The organism is Mucilaginibacter sp. SG564 (genome assembly GCF_013149275.1).
Taxonomy (GTDB): domain Bacteria; phylum Bacteroidota; class Bacteroidia; order Sphingobacteriales; family Sphingobacteriaceae; genus Mucilaginibacter.
Genome location: NZ_JABGNA010000001.1, coordinates 193,717 through 209,124, shown reverse-complemented (window position 1 = coordinate 209,124; position 15,408 = coordinate 193,717). Strand labels below are relative to the sequence as shown.

Annotated in this window: 13 protein-coding genes; 8 read left to right on the top strand and 5 right to left on the bottom strand. The window is 44.9% G+C overall.

The features are described 5' to 3' along the window. Positions 1–228: 228 nt before the first annotated feature. The 3 genes from FHW89_RS00790 (at position 229) to FHW89_RS00780 (ending at position 1,791) form a co-directional block, all read left to right on the top strand. A complete protein-coding gene (locus FHW89_RS00790; RefSeq protein ID WP_172333109.1) occupies positions 229–741 on the top strand; it encodes a hypothetical protein in 513 nt (170 codons plus the stop codon). A 52-nt stretch (positions 742–793) separates the two neighbouring features. Further along, positions 794–1,366 (top strand): Crp/Fnr family transcriptional regulator, encoded by a 573-nt coding sequence (locus FHW89_RS00785; RefSeq protein WP_216650435.1) that lies wholly within the window; start codon positions 794–796, stop codon positions 1,364–1,366. Between the two features lie 65 nt (positions 1,367–1,431). Then, positions 1,432–1,791, top strand: coding sequence for a DoxX family protein (locus tag FHW89_RS00780; RefSeq protein WP_253952126.1), 360 nt, complete (start codon positions 1,432–1,434; stop codon positions 1,789–1,791). 354 nt (positions 1,792–2,145) lie between these two features. Here FHW89_RS00780 and FHW89_RS00775 read toward each other — a convergent pair whose 3' ends face one another. Next, positions 2,146–2,769, bottom strand: a complete 624-nt coding sequence (locus FHW89_RS00775) for a CGNR zinc finger domain-containing protein (RefSeq protein WP_172333108.1) — start codon at positions 2,767–2,769, stop codon at positions 2,146–2,148. Positions 2,770–2,870: 101 nt separating this feature from the next. Here FHW89_RS00775 and FHW89_RS00770 point away from each other — a divergent pair, with 101 nt between their 5' ends. The 3 genes from FHW89_RS00770 to FHW89_RS00760 all read left to right on the top strand — a co-directional run bounded on the left by FHW89_RS00770 (position 2,871) and on the right by FHW89_RS00760 (position 7,550). Next, positions 2,871–3,800, top strand: coding sequence for an EamA family transporter (locus FHW89_RS00770; RefSeq protein WP_172333107.1), 930 nt, complete (start codon positions 2,871–2,873; stop codon positions 3,798–3,800). Between the two features lie 122 nt (positions 3,801–3,922). Next, a complete protein-coding gene (locus FHW89_RS00765) occupies positions 3,923–5,839 on the top strand; it encodes a twin-arginine translocation signal domain-containing protein (RefSeq protein ID WP_172333106.1) in 1,917 nt (638 codons plus the stop codon). Positions 5,840–6,251: 412 nt separating this feature from the next. Then, positions 6,252–7,550 (top strand): NAD(P)/FAD-dependent oxidoreductase, encoded by a 1,299-nt coding sequence (locus tag FHW89_RS00760; RefSeq protein ID WP_172333105.1) that lies wholly within the window; start codon positions 6,252–6,254, stop codon positions 7,548–7,550. A gap of 372 nt (positions 7,551–7,922) precedes the next feature. Here the strand turns inward: FHW89_RS00760 and FHW89_RS00755 are convergent, their stop codons facing one another. The 3 genes from FHW89_RS00755 to FHW89_RS00745 all read right to left on the bottom strand — a co-directional run bounded on the left by FHW89_RS00755 (position 7,923) and on the right by FHW89_RS00745 (position 10,978). Further along, positions 7,923–9,170, bottom strand: coding sequence for a hypothetical protein (locus FHW89_RS00755; protein ID WP_216650434.1), 1,248 nt, complete (start codon positions 9,168–9,170; stop codon positions 7,923–7,925). 225 nt (positions 9,171–9,395) lie between these two features. Continuing rightward, on the bottom strand, positions 9,396–10,046 hold the full coding sequence (locus FHW89_RS00750; protein ID WP_172333104.1) for an HD domain-containing protein: 651 nt from the start codon (positions 10,044–10,046) through the stop codon (positions 9,396–9,398). Between the two features lie 68 nt (positions 10,047–10,114). Further along, a complete protein-coding gene (locus FHW89_RS00745; RefSeq protein ID WP_172333103.1) occupies positions 10,115–10,978 on the bottom strand; it encodes a helix-turn-helix domain-containing protein in 864 nt (287 codons plus the stop codon). A gap of 165 nt (positions 10,979–11,143) precedes the next feature. On the opposite strand from FHW89_RS00745, the gene FHW89_RS00740 reads away from it, so the two are divergent. Further along, on the top strand, positions 11,144–12,412 hold the full coding sequence (locus FHW89_RS00740; RefSeq protein WP_172333102.1) for an FAD-dependent monooxygenase: 1,269 nt from the start codon (positions 11,144–11,146) through the stop codon (positions 12,410–12,412). 24 nt (positions 12,413–12,436) lie between these two features. Here the strand turns inward: FHW89_RS00740 and FHW89_RS00735 are convergent, their stop codons facing one another. Beyond that, entirely contained in the window at positions 12,437–12,802 is a 366-nt protein-coding gene (locus FHW89_RS00735) for a response regulator transcription factor (RefSeq protein ID WP_172333101.1), read from the bottom strand. A 211-nt stretch (positions 12,803–13,013) separates the two neighbouring features. Here FHW89_RS00735 and glgX point away from each other — a divergent pair, with 211 nt between their 5' ends. Beyond that, the gene (glgX, locus tag FHW89_RS00730) at positions 13,014–15,164 is read left to right on the top strand and encodes a glycogen debranching protein GlgX (RefSeq protein WP_172333100.1); all 2,151 of its coding nucleotides are present in this window, start codon (positions 13,014–13,016) and stop codon (positions 15,162–15,164) included. The last annotated feature ends 244 nt before the right edge of the window (positions 15,165–15,408 follow it).

Below are 15,408 nucleotides of genomic sequence, written 5' to 3'. Positions count from 1 at the left end.
CTTTTTAAACCCTAAATTTTAACACTTTTATATACAAAACGGATTAAAAAGAGCCGCAAACTATTCGAAAAACATTGATTTCAATGCGTTTTAACAAATTACAACCTGTTTTGGAGCCCCTTTTTAAATTTTAAAAAGTATTAAATAACTTACTATCAGTGTTGCTTTGTTTAGCTGCTAATTACTTATATTTAGTACACAAACTGTTAACCTTAAAAAATCACCATTATGCCTAATCACCTTTCTGTACTCGGGATCATCCATACCATTATCAGTGTGCTGGCCATTATTGCTGCTGTTGTCGCTTTATTTCGCCATGGGAAAATAAACCCTGGCTATGGCGCTGGTCGCTTATATGTTATTTTAACCATCATTACCTGCCTTACCGGGTTCCCGATCATGAAAACGGGGCATCCCTCTGCGGGGCACGCGCTTGGGGTTATTATCCTGGTGATATTGCCCATTGCGGTTTATGCCAGGTCCATCCGTTTTTTTGGCAAAGCGGCCGATTATATACAGATCATTCTGCTATCGTTAACGCTCTTTTTTTCGATGATCCCAGCTACTGTCGAAACCCTCACCCGCTTGCCTATCAGTCAGCCAATCGCCAGCGGTCCTGATTCACCCACGGTAAAAATGTGGCTTGGTATCTGGTTTCTGTTGTATGTTACAGGGGTTATTTACCAGATTGTTAAACTGCGGAAGCAAAAAAGTGCCACACTTCCGCCGGCCGTATCGTAATTTCGGGGATATCAAACAGCTTATTTTATCTTAGATCATTATTTTTGATCTGATGAGCGAACTCCTGTTAAAACATATCCATCAGCATGCCGATCTTTCTGCCGATGATGCCCGGTTGGTACTTTCTAATTTTAGATCCATCCACATCAAAAAACACGAATATTTGATCAGGGCGGGCGAAATATGCCGGTATGAGAGTTTTATTGTGAAAGGCTGCCTGAAGGCTTACACCCTGGACGAGCAGGGAAACGAGCATATCGCCTTCCTGGCTGTAGAAAACTGGTATGTTGGCGATCTGTACAGCTTTTTAACCGGGCAGCCGTCAACGCTTTATATATCGGCCCTGGAAGATACCGAAGTGTTACAAATAGATAAGCACGCGCTGGATAAGCTGCTCATTGCCGTACCGGCTATGGAAAGATATTTCCGGATCCTTTTCCAGAACGCATTTGTGGCATCGCAATCACGGGTGATGGAAGCGATAAGCTATACGGCAGAGCAGCGTTATGACATCTTCCTGCAACGCTATCCTACCCTGCAACAACGGATACCGCAGTACCTGATAGCATCGTACCTGGGCATAACGCCGCAGTTTTTAAGCAGGATCCGCCGCAATAAGCTATAAAAGCAGGGCCCAATTTATGAATGTAGTTTCATAGACAGCATTCCGGAGCTGCCGAAATTTGTTTCATGGAAAATATCAGAAATAAAATTTTTAGTACCGCGGGCAACTGGCCTGCTACTATCAGCAGGCTTACCTTAGGATTTATATTATTACCCCATGGCGCCCAAAAGCTACTGGGGCTTTTCGGCGGCTTTGGTTTTACACATACCATGCAATATTTTACTAACGTTGTACACCTGCCCTGGCTTATCGGCTTCCTGGTGATCCTGATTGAGTTTGCGGGCTCCATATTATTGATACTCGGCTGGGCTACGCGTGTTATTGCTGCCCTGATCATTCCGCTGTTTATCGGCATTATTATTACCCATCACTGGCAGGCTGGCTTTTTTATGGATTGGTTTGGCGCAAACCCAAAAGGCTTTTAAGGCTTTGAGTTCGATCTGCTGATGATCGGGCTGGCCATATCGCTGGTGATAAGCGGGGGAGGTAGGTTTTCTGTGGATCACCGGTATTTGAATGCCCAGCAGGGGCTATAACAACACCTCGCCTATTTATTGTCGCCACTTAAATACTCAAAGTTCAAACATCTACGCTCGAACTGGCGGAGAGTTGCTTCGTAGGAGTAAAAGCTTTGTAGAAAACAAACAACACACATGTAGCAGTACCTACGGCACTGAATTGGGGGTTGGCTTCTTCTACAAAGCTTTAACCCCGATGGGGTTTGCAATTTTTTTAACTGATTAACATTACATGTATATCTGCGGAAAAGAAACTTTTTATCAAATCTTAACTTTCTGCCGCGCATAATAGCGCTTTGTTTTTTGTGCATTACCACAGGATTCCATAGAACACCATTTTTTTCGGTGATTTTTGGTTTGATCCATAAATAGCCAGGCACAGCGCTGGCATTGCTTCAGGTTATGTAAATCGCCACTCTTTAGGAGATCATAGGCCGACAACAGCAGCCTCCATACCGGAGCCATCAAATCGCCGGGGGCTGCCCGAAAAGAAAACTCAACATCTTTGCCATTTACAGATAAAACATCAAACCGGTGTGCTTCCGCAAATAATCTATTGAGATCAGTAATTATTCCCTGATCAGCTTCTGCGATATTTTGCGGCGCTATTCCGGAAAATAAGCAGTATAACTTTTGCCGTATATTCCGGGCAAACATCAATGCTTCTGTAGCCAACTCCGGCGATTGGCGCGCTTTGCTTTTCAACGTATCCAGGTAATTTGTATCAAAAAGTTGCAAACGCTCAATCAGTATCATCAAATCCTCATAGGAGTTTAACCTTTCTGTTACTACACCATACTCCCGGTCGTAACCCGAATTTACAAAATCCAGACAGGCTACGCCGCCATCCAATGTCATTGTATTTACTGTCGATATCCTGTACATCTGTTAAAGTTAATAAAATTCACACTGTTAAAACAATTATTGACGGTTTTGTTTTATATATTAACACCATTAAAATATATTTTACCAGTAATAATTAAAAAATGAATAATTTAAAAAAAACGTCGCCATTATTACTGCTGCTTGCATTCATTGCTGTGTATTTTATATGGGGCACTACTTACCTCGCCATAGTTTATGCGTTAAAGGGTTTTAAACCCTTCACCATTTCTGCCTTGCGCTACCTGACGGCTGGGCTGATCCTGACCATCTGGGTTATGATCAAGAAAATAGGTTGGCCAGAGAAACGGGATCTGAAAGTTCTGATTATTAGCGGCATTCTGATGCTTAGCGGTGGTTCGGGACTGGTTGTAGTTGGTGAACAATATATCAATTCGGGCTTTGCCGCGGTAATTGTTGGTACCGAACCCCTTTTCTTCGTGCTGCTCGATCGCCAGCGCTGGTCTGCTTATTTCTCCAGTAAATGGATCATTACCGGCCTGCTGCTCGGGTTTGCCGGCATCGCCTTGTTCGCTCATTTTGCACCGGCCGGGTCAACACTTGTTCAGGGGCATCCGGTAATCGGCACTATTATAACGTTGTTAAGCGCGGTATCATGGGTAACCGGCGCATTGTATGCCAACCGCAAATTACCTGCAAAAAGCGACAACCTGGTTAACAGCACTGTACAGCTCCTGGCAGCCGGTCTTTTTTCGGGCTTAGTTGCTTTTGGTAAGGGCGAGTGGTTTACATTGTCCCCCACTACGATTCCGTTAAGCGCCTGGGCTGGCCTGGCTTACCTGGTGATAATGGGGTCGTTGGTTGCTTACTTATCTTTTACCTGGCTTATCACTGTGCAGCCGCCCGCCATAGTGAGTACCCATACTTATGTAAACCCGGTGATCGCTATTGTTATGGGATGGTTGCTCGCAGCCGAGCAAATCTCTTTTAAACAAATAATTGCGCTGGTGATCATTATGACCGGGGTGATCATCACCCAGCTGAATAAGCAAAAAATGGTAGCTCAATCATAAAGTATTTTGTAAGATAAGGAACCGCCCAAACATGGTAAAAATGGCTATTACATCGTTGTAGTTGATTTTTTCGATCGATAATCATCTATCAATTACATTTGTGATCCATACCTGTTATAACCATGACATTATCCAGAAGAAGTTTTATCAAAACCACCGCTATCGGAACGGCTGGCCTTATCGGCGCGGCACCATTGGCCAATGCTTTTGCCTTAACCATTCCGCCTGTTGCTGATGATCTGTACGCCCTGAGTGATCAGCTGATGCGGCAATGGGCCAAAGGTTTACTGGCGCTGCAGGTTCTGGATAAATCAAATACCGATAACTACGGTGGTTTATATTGCCCGGCCAACAAGACAGTGCATGGCCGTGGTAGCGACGCTATTTACCCCTTCTATCACCTGGCTCAAAAAACCGGCGATTCCAAATACACTGATGCCGCCGCATTACTTTATAACTGGATGAAAACGCGGGTTAGCCAGCCCGATGGATCCTGGCTCAATGAGCCGGTAAAGGGCTCCTGGAAGGGTACTACCGTATTTTCGTCTATAGCATTGGCCGAAACACTGAAAAACCATGGCTCCATCATGGATAATAGTTTTAAAACCGAACTAACCGATCGCTTACAAAAAGCGGCCGACTATGTTTACAGCAATTTTTCGATGGAGTATGGTAATATTAACTACCCCGTTACTGCCTCATACGCGCTATCGCTGATAGGCACCATGCTGGATATACCCAAGTATAAAGACAAAGGCCGGGAGTTTGCACACGCCGCTTTAAAATACATTACACGTAAGGACGGTTTTATTTATGGCGAGGGCCATCCAAACGACAAGGCAAGTCCGAAGGGATGTTTTTCTGTCGACCTGGGTTATAATGTAGAAGAATCATTGCCTTCATTGGTGCTTTATGGCTTATTGACAAAGGACGAAGAGGTATTAGACGCCGTGACCCGTAGCCTGCGCACGCATATGGAATTTATGCTGCCCGATGGCGGCTGGGATAACAGCTGGGGCACACGCAATTATAAATGGACCTACTGGGGCAGCCGCACCAGCGATGGCTGCCAGGCGGCATACACGCTGATGGCCGGGCGCGATCCGAGGTTTTATAAAGTAGCCCTCCGGAATACGCAATTACTGCAAGCGTGTACCAAAGATAATTTACTGTATGGCGGCCCGCATTACGTATCGCACCAGGTACCTGTTTGTGTACACCATACTTTTTGCCATATCAAAGCTTTGACTACCATATTAGATCATGAGCACCAACCGGCGAAAGTAAATGTCGATAGTATCCAACTACCCCGTGAAGAGGCTTATGGCATCCGGCCTTTTAGCGATATACAGACCTGGCTGGTGGCCAAAGGAAAGTTCAGGGCGACCATTACCGGGTACGACAGGCAATATAAGGAAACCAGCGACGGGCATGCTACCGGCGGTGCCCTTACCATGCTCTGGCACCCAAAAACAGGTCCTATATTTGCCGGCAGCATGAACCAGTATCAATTGCTGGAGGCCGATAACATGCAGCCCGATACCGACCCACTATCCATGACGCTAACGCCACGTATAGAGCTCCGGTTAGGTGGTGATACGGTATTTACAAACATAAACGACCTGGGAGCCCAGATTGAGCGCGGAGACATCAGCGGGCAGGAGGTGATCAAAACCCGGTCAAAACTGGTAGACAAAAACCAGCAAAACCCACCGGCAGGCGAAGTGAACTGCCAGGTAACTTACCAGTTTACAGGCGAACGGGTCATCATCAGATACAACATCGAAAAAAGCGGTTACGACGGGCAAACCAGGATCATCCTGCCGGTAGTTTCCAGATCAACAGAGAAGTTTGTGTTCGAAGAAACACTGCTACGTGTAAACAAGAATAAAACCACCTTACAAATAGCATCAAGCGCTAAGTTTACAGCGATGCCTACTACCAGTAAAGGCAGGGTATTTAACTTTGTACCGGGCCTGGAGGCCATCCCCCTGAGTATTGATCAGAATGAAGCGACTATTGTGATTGAGGTGGTGTAATGAAACTCTTCTCCAAGCGTCATTGCTGCGAAGTACGAAGCAAAAGCCCCCTCTAAACCGATAGCTATTGGATCTCCCCCAAAGGGGAGACTTCAAAAAAAGAGTTTTAAAGCCCTCTCTCCCGATAGCTATCGGGATGGAGAGGGTTTGGGTGAGGCTCTCGCTTCGTACCTCGCAATGACGCGCGGAGGCTTTATATGACAAGTACCTACACTCAAAACGCCCCGTAACCGCTCGTTTAAGCGGAGCATCTTCAATCTTAAAACACCCGTGCTTAGTGTAAAAAATACACACTTAATCATCCTATTGTAAACACTTTCATATCAGCTCTAAATAACCGCTCAAAAACGAATACACTCGATAAAATAGAGGTATATTTGTGTATAAAATACACTATCAAATAATTGATAAAATGAGCACTCCTAAAACTACACCAACAGCTACGGGCAATGTCCAAAACGCTGTTAAAAAGATTGTTATTGTTGGAGGTGGATTTGCCGGGATAAACCTTGCTGAACAAGTAGCCAAAAACAGAAACTACCAGGTTATTTTGCTTGATAAAAACAATTATAACTACTTCCCTCCACTGCTTTACCAGGTGGCTACCAGCTTTTTGGATCCATCAGATATCAGTTACCCATTTCGTAAAATGTTCCGCAATAAACGGATCAGTTACCGCATGGCCGAAGTAGTAAAGATCGATCCTTCATCACAAACCGTACACTTAACCAACGAAGAACTTACCTATGATTACCTGGTGTTTGCATCAGGTGCCAGGATAAACTTTTTTGGGATGGAAAATGTTCAAAAGAATGCCATCCCCATGAAAACTATTGATGATGCCCTGCACATGCGTAATGCCCTGCTGCAAACCATGGAACAGGCAGCCATGACTAAAGACCTGACCGAACGGAAAAAACTGTTAACCATTGTAGTAGCCGGCGGTGGCCCTACCGGGGTAGAAATTGCCGGTATGCTGGCCGAAATGAAAAAGAACATTTTCCTGAAAGACTATCCGGAGCTGAAAGGCACCCCGGGCGGTATCTATATTGTTGATGGCGGCAAAAACCTGCTGGGCCCCATGAGCGAAAAAACACACCAGGAAGCCTACAAGGTACTCTCTGAACTGGGTGTAAAAGTAAAATTGAACACACAGGTTAAGGATTATGATCAACATGAGGTCACGCTGTCAACCGGGGAAACTATTGAGGCCGGAACATTGATCTGGGCGGCCGGTATTACCGCCAATACTTTTGAAGGTATACCGGAAACCAGTCTGGGTATTGGCCGCAGGATGATCACCAATGAATATAACCAGGTAATTGGCCTGGAGAATGTATACGCTATTGGCGATGCCAGCGTTCAGATAACAGACGAGCGTTATCCTAAAGGTCACCCGCAACTGGCGCAGGTAGCCATACAACAGGGCCGTAACCTGGCCAAAAACTTTATAGCCATGCTAAAGGGTAAGCCGCTAAGCGCTTTCAACTACTTTGATAAAGGCGATATGGCTATCATTGGCAGGAACAAGGCGGTTGTTGACCTGTTTAAGAATAAGCTGCACATCGGCGGTATCATGGCCTTGTTTATGTGGTTGTTTATTCACCTGATATCGCTGGTAAACTATCGTAATAAATTAAAAACCCTGTATAACTGGGGTACTGCATATATGTCAAAAGATCAATCATTAAGGATGATCTTCAGGTCATAAGGCATTCAGGATAATCTTCAAACCGGGGCAGGCAAACGGTCGGGTAGGCAAAACTTATCAGGCCGTTTTGTTTTTAGGAACGGCTGTCACCCTGAGCTCCGTCGAAGGGTAAAGCGTAGAGGCCCGCCCACCATGCTTCGACGGTGCTTAGCATAACATCCAGCCAAGAAGCCAAAGCCCGGTGCGATTCCTTCCCTCGGGAAGGGGAAGAAGGGGTTTATGGATTAGACAAATTATCGCGCGTAGAAACCCCTCCCTGCCAATACACCTGCCCAACACACCCCTCCCGTGGGGAGGGAATTAAAAATGGCTTTCTTAATTAAAACCTTTTGTTTTTATCATAGAAACCAGCATGACACCACCCTGTTTATCCTATTTCCCCTTTCCCCATATATCCCGAATAGTATCCTCATCTCCATGACCATCGGGTACGGCATTGCCGGGATTATTGGCATAGTACCAGCGCTTTTTATCCAGGGGAGATGTAGTTTGCCTGCCGCCCGGCATTTCGAGGTGGCCATTCGGATCTGTTTTCTTTAACCAATCATACGCGTAATGCAGCCATTGCGTGCGGTAGGCTTTATTCTGATGAGCGAACCAGCTGATCTCATCATAGCCCCAAACCCAAAAAGGGATGTCGCCCACGTTTTCCTGTCCGGGCTTTTTGCTTACGCCGTAGTTATCAAATTCCACCAGGTATGGCAGATGCTCACAAGTCCAGCCGCTGGGTGTAATACCGCCTTTGCTGCGCAGGTAAAGGGCATCGGTATGGCCAACCTGTAGTGTTGCTTCCTCGGGCTTGCCCGGGGTTTCCATAATACGGAGTGGAAAGGCGTGAACATCCATCAATAGTTTACCATTCCGCACAAAGCCCCCGCTGGGTACGTGCGAATCGCAAATGATCATATGCCTGCGGGCATGTTTACCGGCATACTCCCGGATGAGGGTGAGTATCTGGGCGTAGTTATCCAGGTTAGGATCATTTTTATTCATGAGCTCTACTTGCCCAAAATGGATGCCTTCGATACCCGCGTCGATATATGATTTGGCCAGGAAATAGAAGAATAGTTTGGTTTCGGCACGGCTTACATCTGGTACGGAACCCCTGCCCCATTGATTTTTAAATTTGCCATCGGGGTACAGCATATCCGCATAATTAAAATTCCGTTTTTGTACGGGCATCCCTAAAGCTTCAAATGCCCAGGCAGGTATAGGCAGTTGCTCCACTTTAGGCGTTACGATCTCGAAGATGCAGGCTTGCAAAACAATGTCGGCATCGGCCGTATGCACCCTTGCAGCCAGTTCCTTTTCTTTGATCAAATTCTGGGTGATCTCATCTTCCTGCCCCCATTGGCAAACGGCCCGGCCAATGAACTTGGCACCTATATTTTTGATCATGCGCAGGTTGTCGTCAAAACTACCCTGGCCAACCAGCAGGCTTTGCATGGTAATGGAACGGTCGAGATAATTCTCCAATACCTTGCGCGATATTTTTTTGTCGAATTGATAATCGCCACGATCGGGCAATGGCGAGGCTTTACTAAAAATACAGATAAACAACAGCGCGACTGCCATAGCGCAGCCATAAACTCTTTTTAGAATTGATACAAGTAGATTCATTATCCAGGTTTTTAAACAGGTTTGCGAAGCGGGGTATGCCACAAATCTATTGTCCTGGATAAATATTTTATTAAAATATCATTAATGGTGGGAAGAAAAATGTCATTTCGAACGAAGTGAAATACTATCTCTTGAACGGAGTGAAAAATCTTATGCGCGCGATTAGTCCGGCGCAAAAGATTTCTCCTCGTACCTCGTTCGAAATGACAGTTGGGTTTATCTCCCTTATTCACTCCATGGCGAGTGCAAAATACAATCGCAGAAGTTTTTGCGGTGAAAGTTCGGGATCATGTAAGCACATACATCGGCTTTGATATTGCCAAATGTGGTTTCTGTTTTATGCTCAAAACCACTGAAGAAAGTTGGGATAATGTTTTTCTTAAAATCGTTCCGAGGAAACGCGTGGATGATCTCCTCCCTGTTTTCGGCGTTCAGGTTTTCATACCCCTCACCCATTACATCAAGGCCCACTCCAGAATACATCAGGGCAACTTCGGGTTCTTTGTGCTCGGCGATACCAATGGTAGTGTGCAGGGCTATGGTATCCCAAACCAGCTGTAATGATTCTTTTGGCAGTCCGTGGCTTTTCAGAAAATCACGGGCGGCATTGGCACCGTCGACTTCAAAGCGCAGGTCGGGGCTGCTGTAGTGTTTGGTTAAACCAAGGTCGTGAAATACCGAGCTCACGTATAGCAATTCGGCATCATATTTTAAATTGTTGCGTTTGCCGTTCAGCGATGAAAAAAGAAAAACCCTTAAAGAGTGATTATAGATAAATTCGGTACCGTGCTCCAATAAAAGTTCGGTGGCCTGGGTGGCGATAGTGCTATCGGGGATGGTGATCCCGGCAATGGTTTTTACTTTATTTACAGACATATTTTGTTGATTTTATATCAGCAAAATTAGCTGTGGCGGCATACCCGGTAAATGTTAAAAACGGCCAATCACATGCCAATATTTACAAAGCGACCACGGTAATCATTAGGTGATATCAGGGTATTTTTCTTAAAAAAGTGACTGAACTGATCGGGTGTAGAAAAGTTAAGGTGATAGGCTATCTCCTTAACCGGTTTGGAGGAGAATTGCAGGGAGCGTTTAGCTTCGGCGATGATTTGTCCGTTGATAATATCCTTGGCTCCCTTACCGCTGCACCGACGGCACAGATCAGATAGTTTACGGGCTGGAATCCCTAACTGACGGGCAAAATCGGCCACCTCATGCGTGGTTTGATACTGGCTGCTCACCAGTTCCAGGTATTGCCGGTAAACCTGGTTTTCGTAACTGTCGTATCCGCGGGCAAGCAAGGCGTTCACGTTGGCTATCTTGATCATGATGATCTTTAAATAGGCGGCCATAGCATCCAGCTTATTGGGGTAATCATCTTTTATATATTCCTGGTGAAGCGTTTGAAAAAGATTATTGAGCTCAGATTGATCGGCATTGTTCAATGGTAATTGCTGATTGTCAACGGCATTATTAAACAATACCGCCTTGCAATTGCTGGCACTGCCGGGTGCTTTTTCCCAAAAACAATCGCCAAAGGAAAGCTCATAGCCGGTTATCCGGCTCTCATCCTCAAAAGTGTATAGCTGACCTTTCGCTAATAAAAACAGTTCGTTACCCGAAATTTGGTGGTTGCCGTCATCTATCTGGATAGCGCCGCTACCTGCCTGAATGATAAAAATGCGATGGTAATTAATCCTGCTAACGGTTTGCGCTTCAAAAACATGAGCATGCAGATAATTAATGGCGAAGGAATCCTTTAGTTCCCTGTCAACCTGCATCCATGAAACGTCATGCTTCTCCATTGTGATAACAAACCTATAAAACCGTGGCGACTATACCGTCATCCCTGTTTCAATAATTTCAATTTACTTTCTCCCGCATTCACCGACAATTTAGGGTATTTGACCGAAATCCATTAAAAAAAACTTCGCTGCCACTCCATATTTGACCTGTTATCTGAACGACCAATGATACGCAACGACATATACAACAGGAATATTCTGATCTCAGGCGCAAGTATTGCCGGCCCGGCCCTGGCCTGGTGGCTAAACCAATACGGGTTTAATGTTACCATAGTCGAAAAAGCCCCGGAACTGCGCAAAGGCGGTTACCGCATCGATCTTCGTGGCGTGGCAACCGATGTGGCACAGCGTATGGGCATCCTAAACCAGGTAAGAGAATTGAACACCGCCATGCGTGGCTCATCCATGATCAATGCCGAAGGTAAACGATATGCCGACCTGAACGATCCTAATATATTTGGCATGCGGCAGGATACAGATGTAGAGATCATGCGGGGCGAACTCTCGGGCATACTCTACACCAAAACAAAGGATCAAACAGAATATATTTTTGATAATTCTATAACAGCTTTAACCCAAACCGATAATGGTGTAACCGTTACTTTTAAACATGGCGAACAGCGTGATTTTGACCTGGTTGTAGCAGCCGATGGCTTACGCTCAAATGTACGCGGACTGGCATTTGACCAGGAAAAAACATCCATTGATCACCTGGGATATTTTATATCTGTTTTCAGCGTCCCGAACGATCACAACCTCGACCATTGGGAGCTCAACTACCCGGCGGTTGATAAGATCATCAATATATACAGCACAGGCAAAAACAGGGAGGCCAAAGTGATGCTGATGTTTGCCGCGCCGGCTGTTGATTATGATCATCGCGATATAGCCCGACAGAAACAAATGGTAATAAATCATTTTAAACATGAAGGACCCGTAGTTTCAACAATCCTGGAAGCTATTCATGATACACCCGATTTTTATTTTGACGCCATAAGCCAGGTAAAAACCGAAAACCTTTCCAACGGTCGTGTAGTATTGCTGGGCGATGCAGGCTATTGTCCCTCTCCTGCCTCCGGTCAGGGAAGCAGTTTGGCTATGGTTGGTGCCTATGTGCTGGCTGGAGAATTGGCCGCTGCATTTGGCAATCATCAAATAGCATTTGCCAATTACGAGAGCCAGATGCGGTGGTTTGTGAAAGCTAATCAAAGGCTGGGGGTCACCGTTTTAAAGGATATGGTGCCTAAATCAAAAAAACAGCTCTGGCTGCAAACTGCCATGCTGCGCGTGATGCTTAAGCTACCCGGAAAAGAAAAGCTGTTAAGAAGTTTTCTGAAAGAGATGCAACGCACCGTTGATGAAGCCGCCAACGCCATAGAGCTTAAAAACTACGATCATTACAAGCTGCAGACAATAAATAGTGATCTGTTTTAATCCTTGATCTTTCTTAATTTATAATTAAACCAGGTGCCTCAGGTGTTTATCTACAGCCTCAAGCAGCTGGTTCATTTCAAAAGGCTTGCTTAAATAAGCATCGGCTCCGCAATCACGGGCGGTATCTTCCAAATTTGCCCATCCCGACATTAATACTACTGGGATATGGCTGGTTAAGGGATGATTTTTGATAGATATACATAGCTCACTGCCAAAGCCATCTTTCAACCTGTTATCAACCAATACCAGGTCGGGCATGTGCAGTATTACGCCCTTTATTGAATTTTTATCCAGCGAAGCAGCGGTATCATACCCTTCTTCGCGCAGGATTAGCTGTATGGCTTCAGACAGATCGGCGTCGTCCTCCACAATAAATATTTTCTTATTCATAGGTTTACTGGTGTAGATAAACAAATTTACATAGCACAGTATTAACAATCAATTACTAATTAAGTTATTTAAAAATAAAGCAATCCTTTTTACGCTGTTTTTACATTGCCATGTTTAATAGCATAAATAGAGTTGCGTATAAAACAATTTTCTTTAATTTCAATTAGTGAGTTTGTACCGACACTAAGAACATAATTTATCTGAACACCAAATGAAGATAACAACATATCCCGGACAACCATTCCCACTTGGCGCTACCTGGGATGGTGAAGGGGTTAATTTTACACTTTATTCTGAAAATGCTACCGGGGTTGATCTTTGTTTATTTAACACTATCCACGATGAAGTTGAATCGGCACAGATACCGTTTACCGAGTATTCTGAATTGATATGGCATATTTATATACCAGGTTTAAAACCCGGGCAGCTATATGGCTTCAGGGTTTATGGCCCTTATGAGCCTGAGAATGGCCATCGTTTTAATCCCAACAAGTTATTGGTTGATCCTTATGCCAAAGCCATTGCAGGCACAATTGACTGGAACGACTCCCTGTTTGGATACGAAGTAGGCAACCCGGAGGCAGATCTCAGCTTCAGCAAAACAAACAGCGCGGCTTTTATACCCAAGTCAGTTGTTATTGATCATAATTTTGACTGGGAAGAGGATAAAAGCCCCAATATACCCTATTACAAATCGATCATCTATGAAGCTCATGTAAAAGGGTTCACCAAATTGCATCCGGAGATACCTGAAAACATCAGGGGAACCTACGCTGCTATCGCCCACCCGGCAGCTATTACCTATTTAAAAGATCTGGGTATCACCGCCATTGAATTGATGCCGGTACATGATTTTCTATCCGACAGGCATTTGGTTAATGAAGGCCTTAGCAATTACTGGGGTTATAATACCATAGGTTTCTTTGCTCCCGATGCACGCTACGCATCCTGTAGTGTACTTGGCGAGCAGGTGAAGGAATTTAAAAACATGGTGAAGGAATTGCATAAGGCAGGTATCGAAGTTATTCTGGATGTGGTATACAATCATACCGGCGAGGGCAGTCACCTGGGTCCAACTTTATCCTTCAGGGGTATTGATAATGTATCTTACTATCGTTTGGTTGACGACGACAAACGATATTACATGGACTACACCGGCACAGGCAATACCCTGAATGCCAATTTACCCAATGCACTGCGGTTAATGATGGATAGCCTTCGTTACTGGATAGAAGAAATGCATGTTGATGGCTTCCGTTTTGATCTGGCGGCTACACTGGCCCGCGAGCTGCACGAAGTGAACCGCTTGAGCGCGTTTTTTGATATCATTCACCAGGACCCTACCATATCACGTGTTAAGTTGATAGCTGAACCCTGGGATCTGGGCGAAGGCGGTTACCAGGTTGGTAAATTCCCAGCCGGCTGGGCCGAGTGGAACGGTAAATACCGCGATTGTATCCGCGATTACTGGAGCGGTGCCGAAAGTACCCTGGCCGAATTTGCCAACCGTATCACCGGCAGTTCAGATCTGTATAAATCATACCGAAGACCTACCGCCAGTATCAATTTCATTACCGCTCATGATGGTTTTACCCTAACCGACCTGGTATCCTACAACGAAAAACACAATGAGGCAAACGGTGAAGACAATAAGGATGGGGAAAGCCATAACCGGTCATGGAATTGCGGAGCAGAAGGCCCAACGGATGACGAGGCTGTTAATAATCTGCGTGCCAAACAAAAAAGGAACTTTTTAATAACACTTTTTCTTTCGCAGGGCGTGCCCATGATTGTTGCCGGTGACGAAATAGGCAGAACACAGCAAGGAAACAATAACGCTTATTGCCAGGACAATGAAATTTCATGGATAAACTGGCAAAACATGGATAAGGAATTATATGCTTTTACCTGTAAACTCATTAAGTTACGAAAAGAGCACGCTGCTTTTTCGCGTAAAAACTGGTTCAACGGGCAACCGGTTATAGGTAACGGTATTGCCGATATAGCCTGGTTTTTGCCCGATGGATCTGAAATGAACGATGATAACTGGAGTCATGATTTTGCCAAATCAGTAGCCGTATTTTTAAATGGCCTGGGCTTGCACAGTGTTAACGCCGAAGGTGATAAAGTGGTTGATGATAGCTTTTACATTATTTTTAACGCCCATGATGAACCGCTGAACTATAAACTGCCGTATGCAGAATACGCTTTGGACTGGGAACTTCTGATCGATACAGCCAACCCGGATGACAACGGCTCTATCAGAACATTTAAAGCTGAAGATACTATCCAGATAGACGGCCGTTCTGTTGTATTGCTTCAACACCAGCTTGTTCATGATATGGGCACAAAGCAGCAGTAGCTTATTTGGACACTCGTTGTCTGTGTCCTGACAGACAACGAGTATGGACAAGAGAAAAGGAAATTGCCTGTGAGGACACAGGCAATGGAAAATTTATTTAAGCCCTTTAAACATAAAAAAGCAGAATGGATATGCTCCATTCTGCTAAATCACTCTAAAACAATCACCTCTTATTAAATAGGAAGTTTCTTTCAATAATCCGGGCATTCATTAAATGCCACTGGTTATTTGTACAAAACAAAGT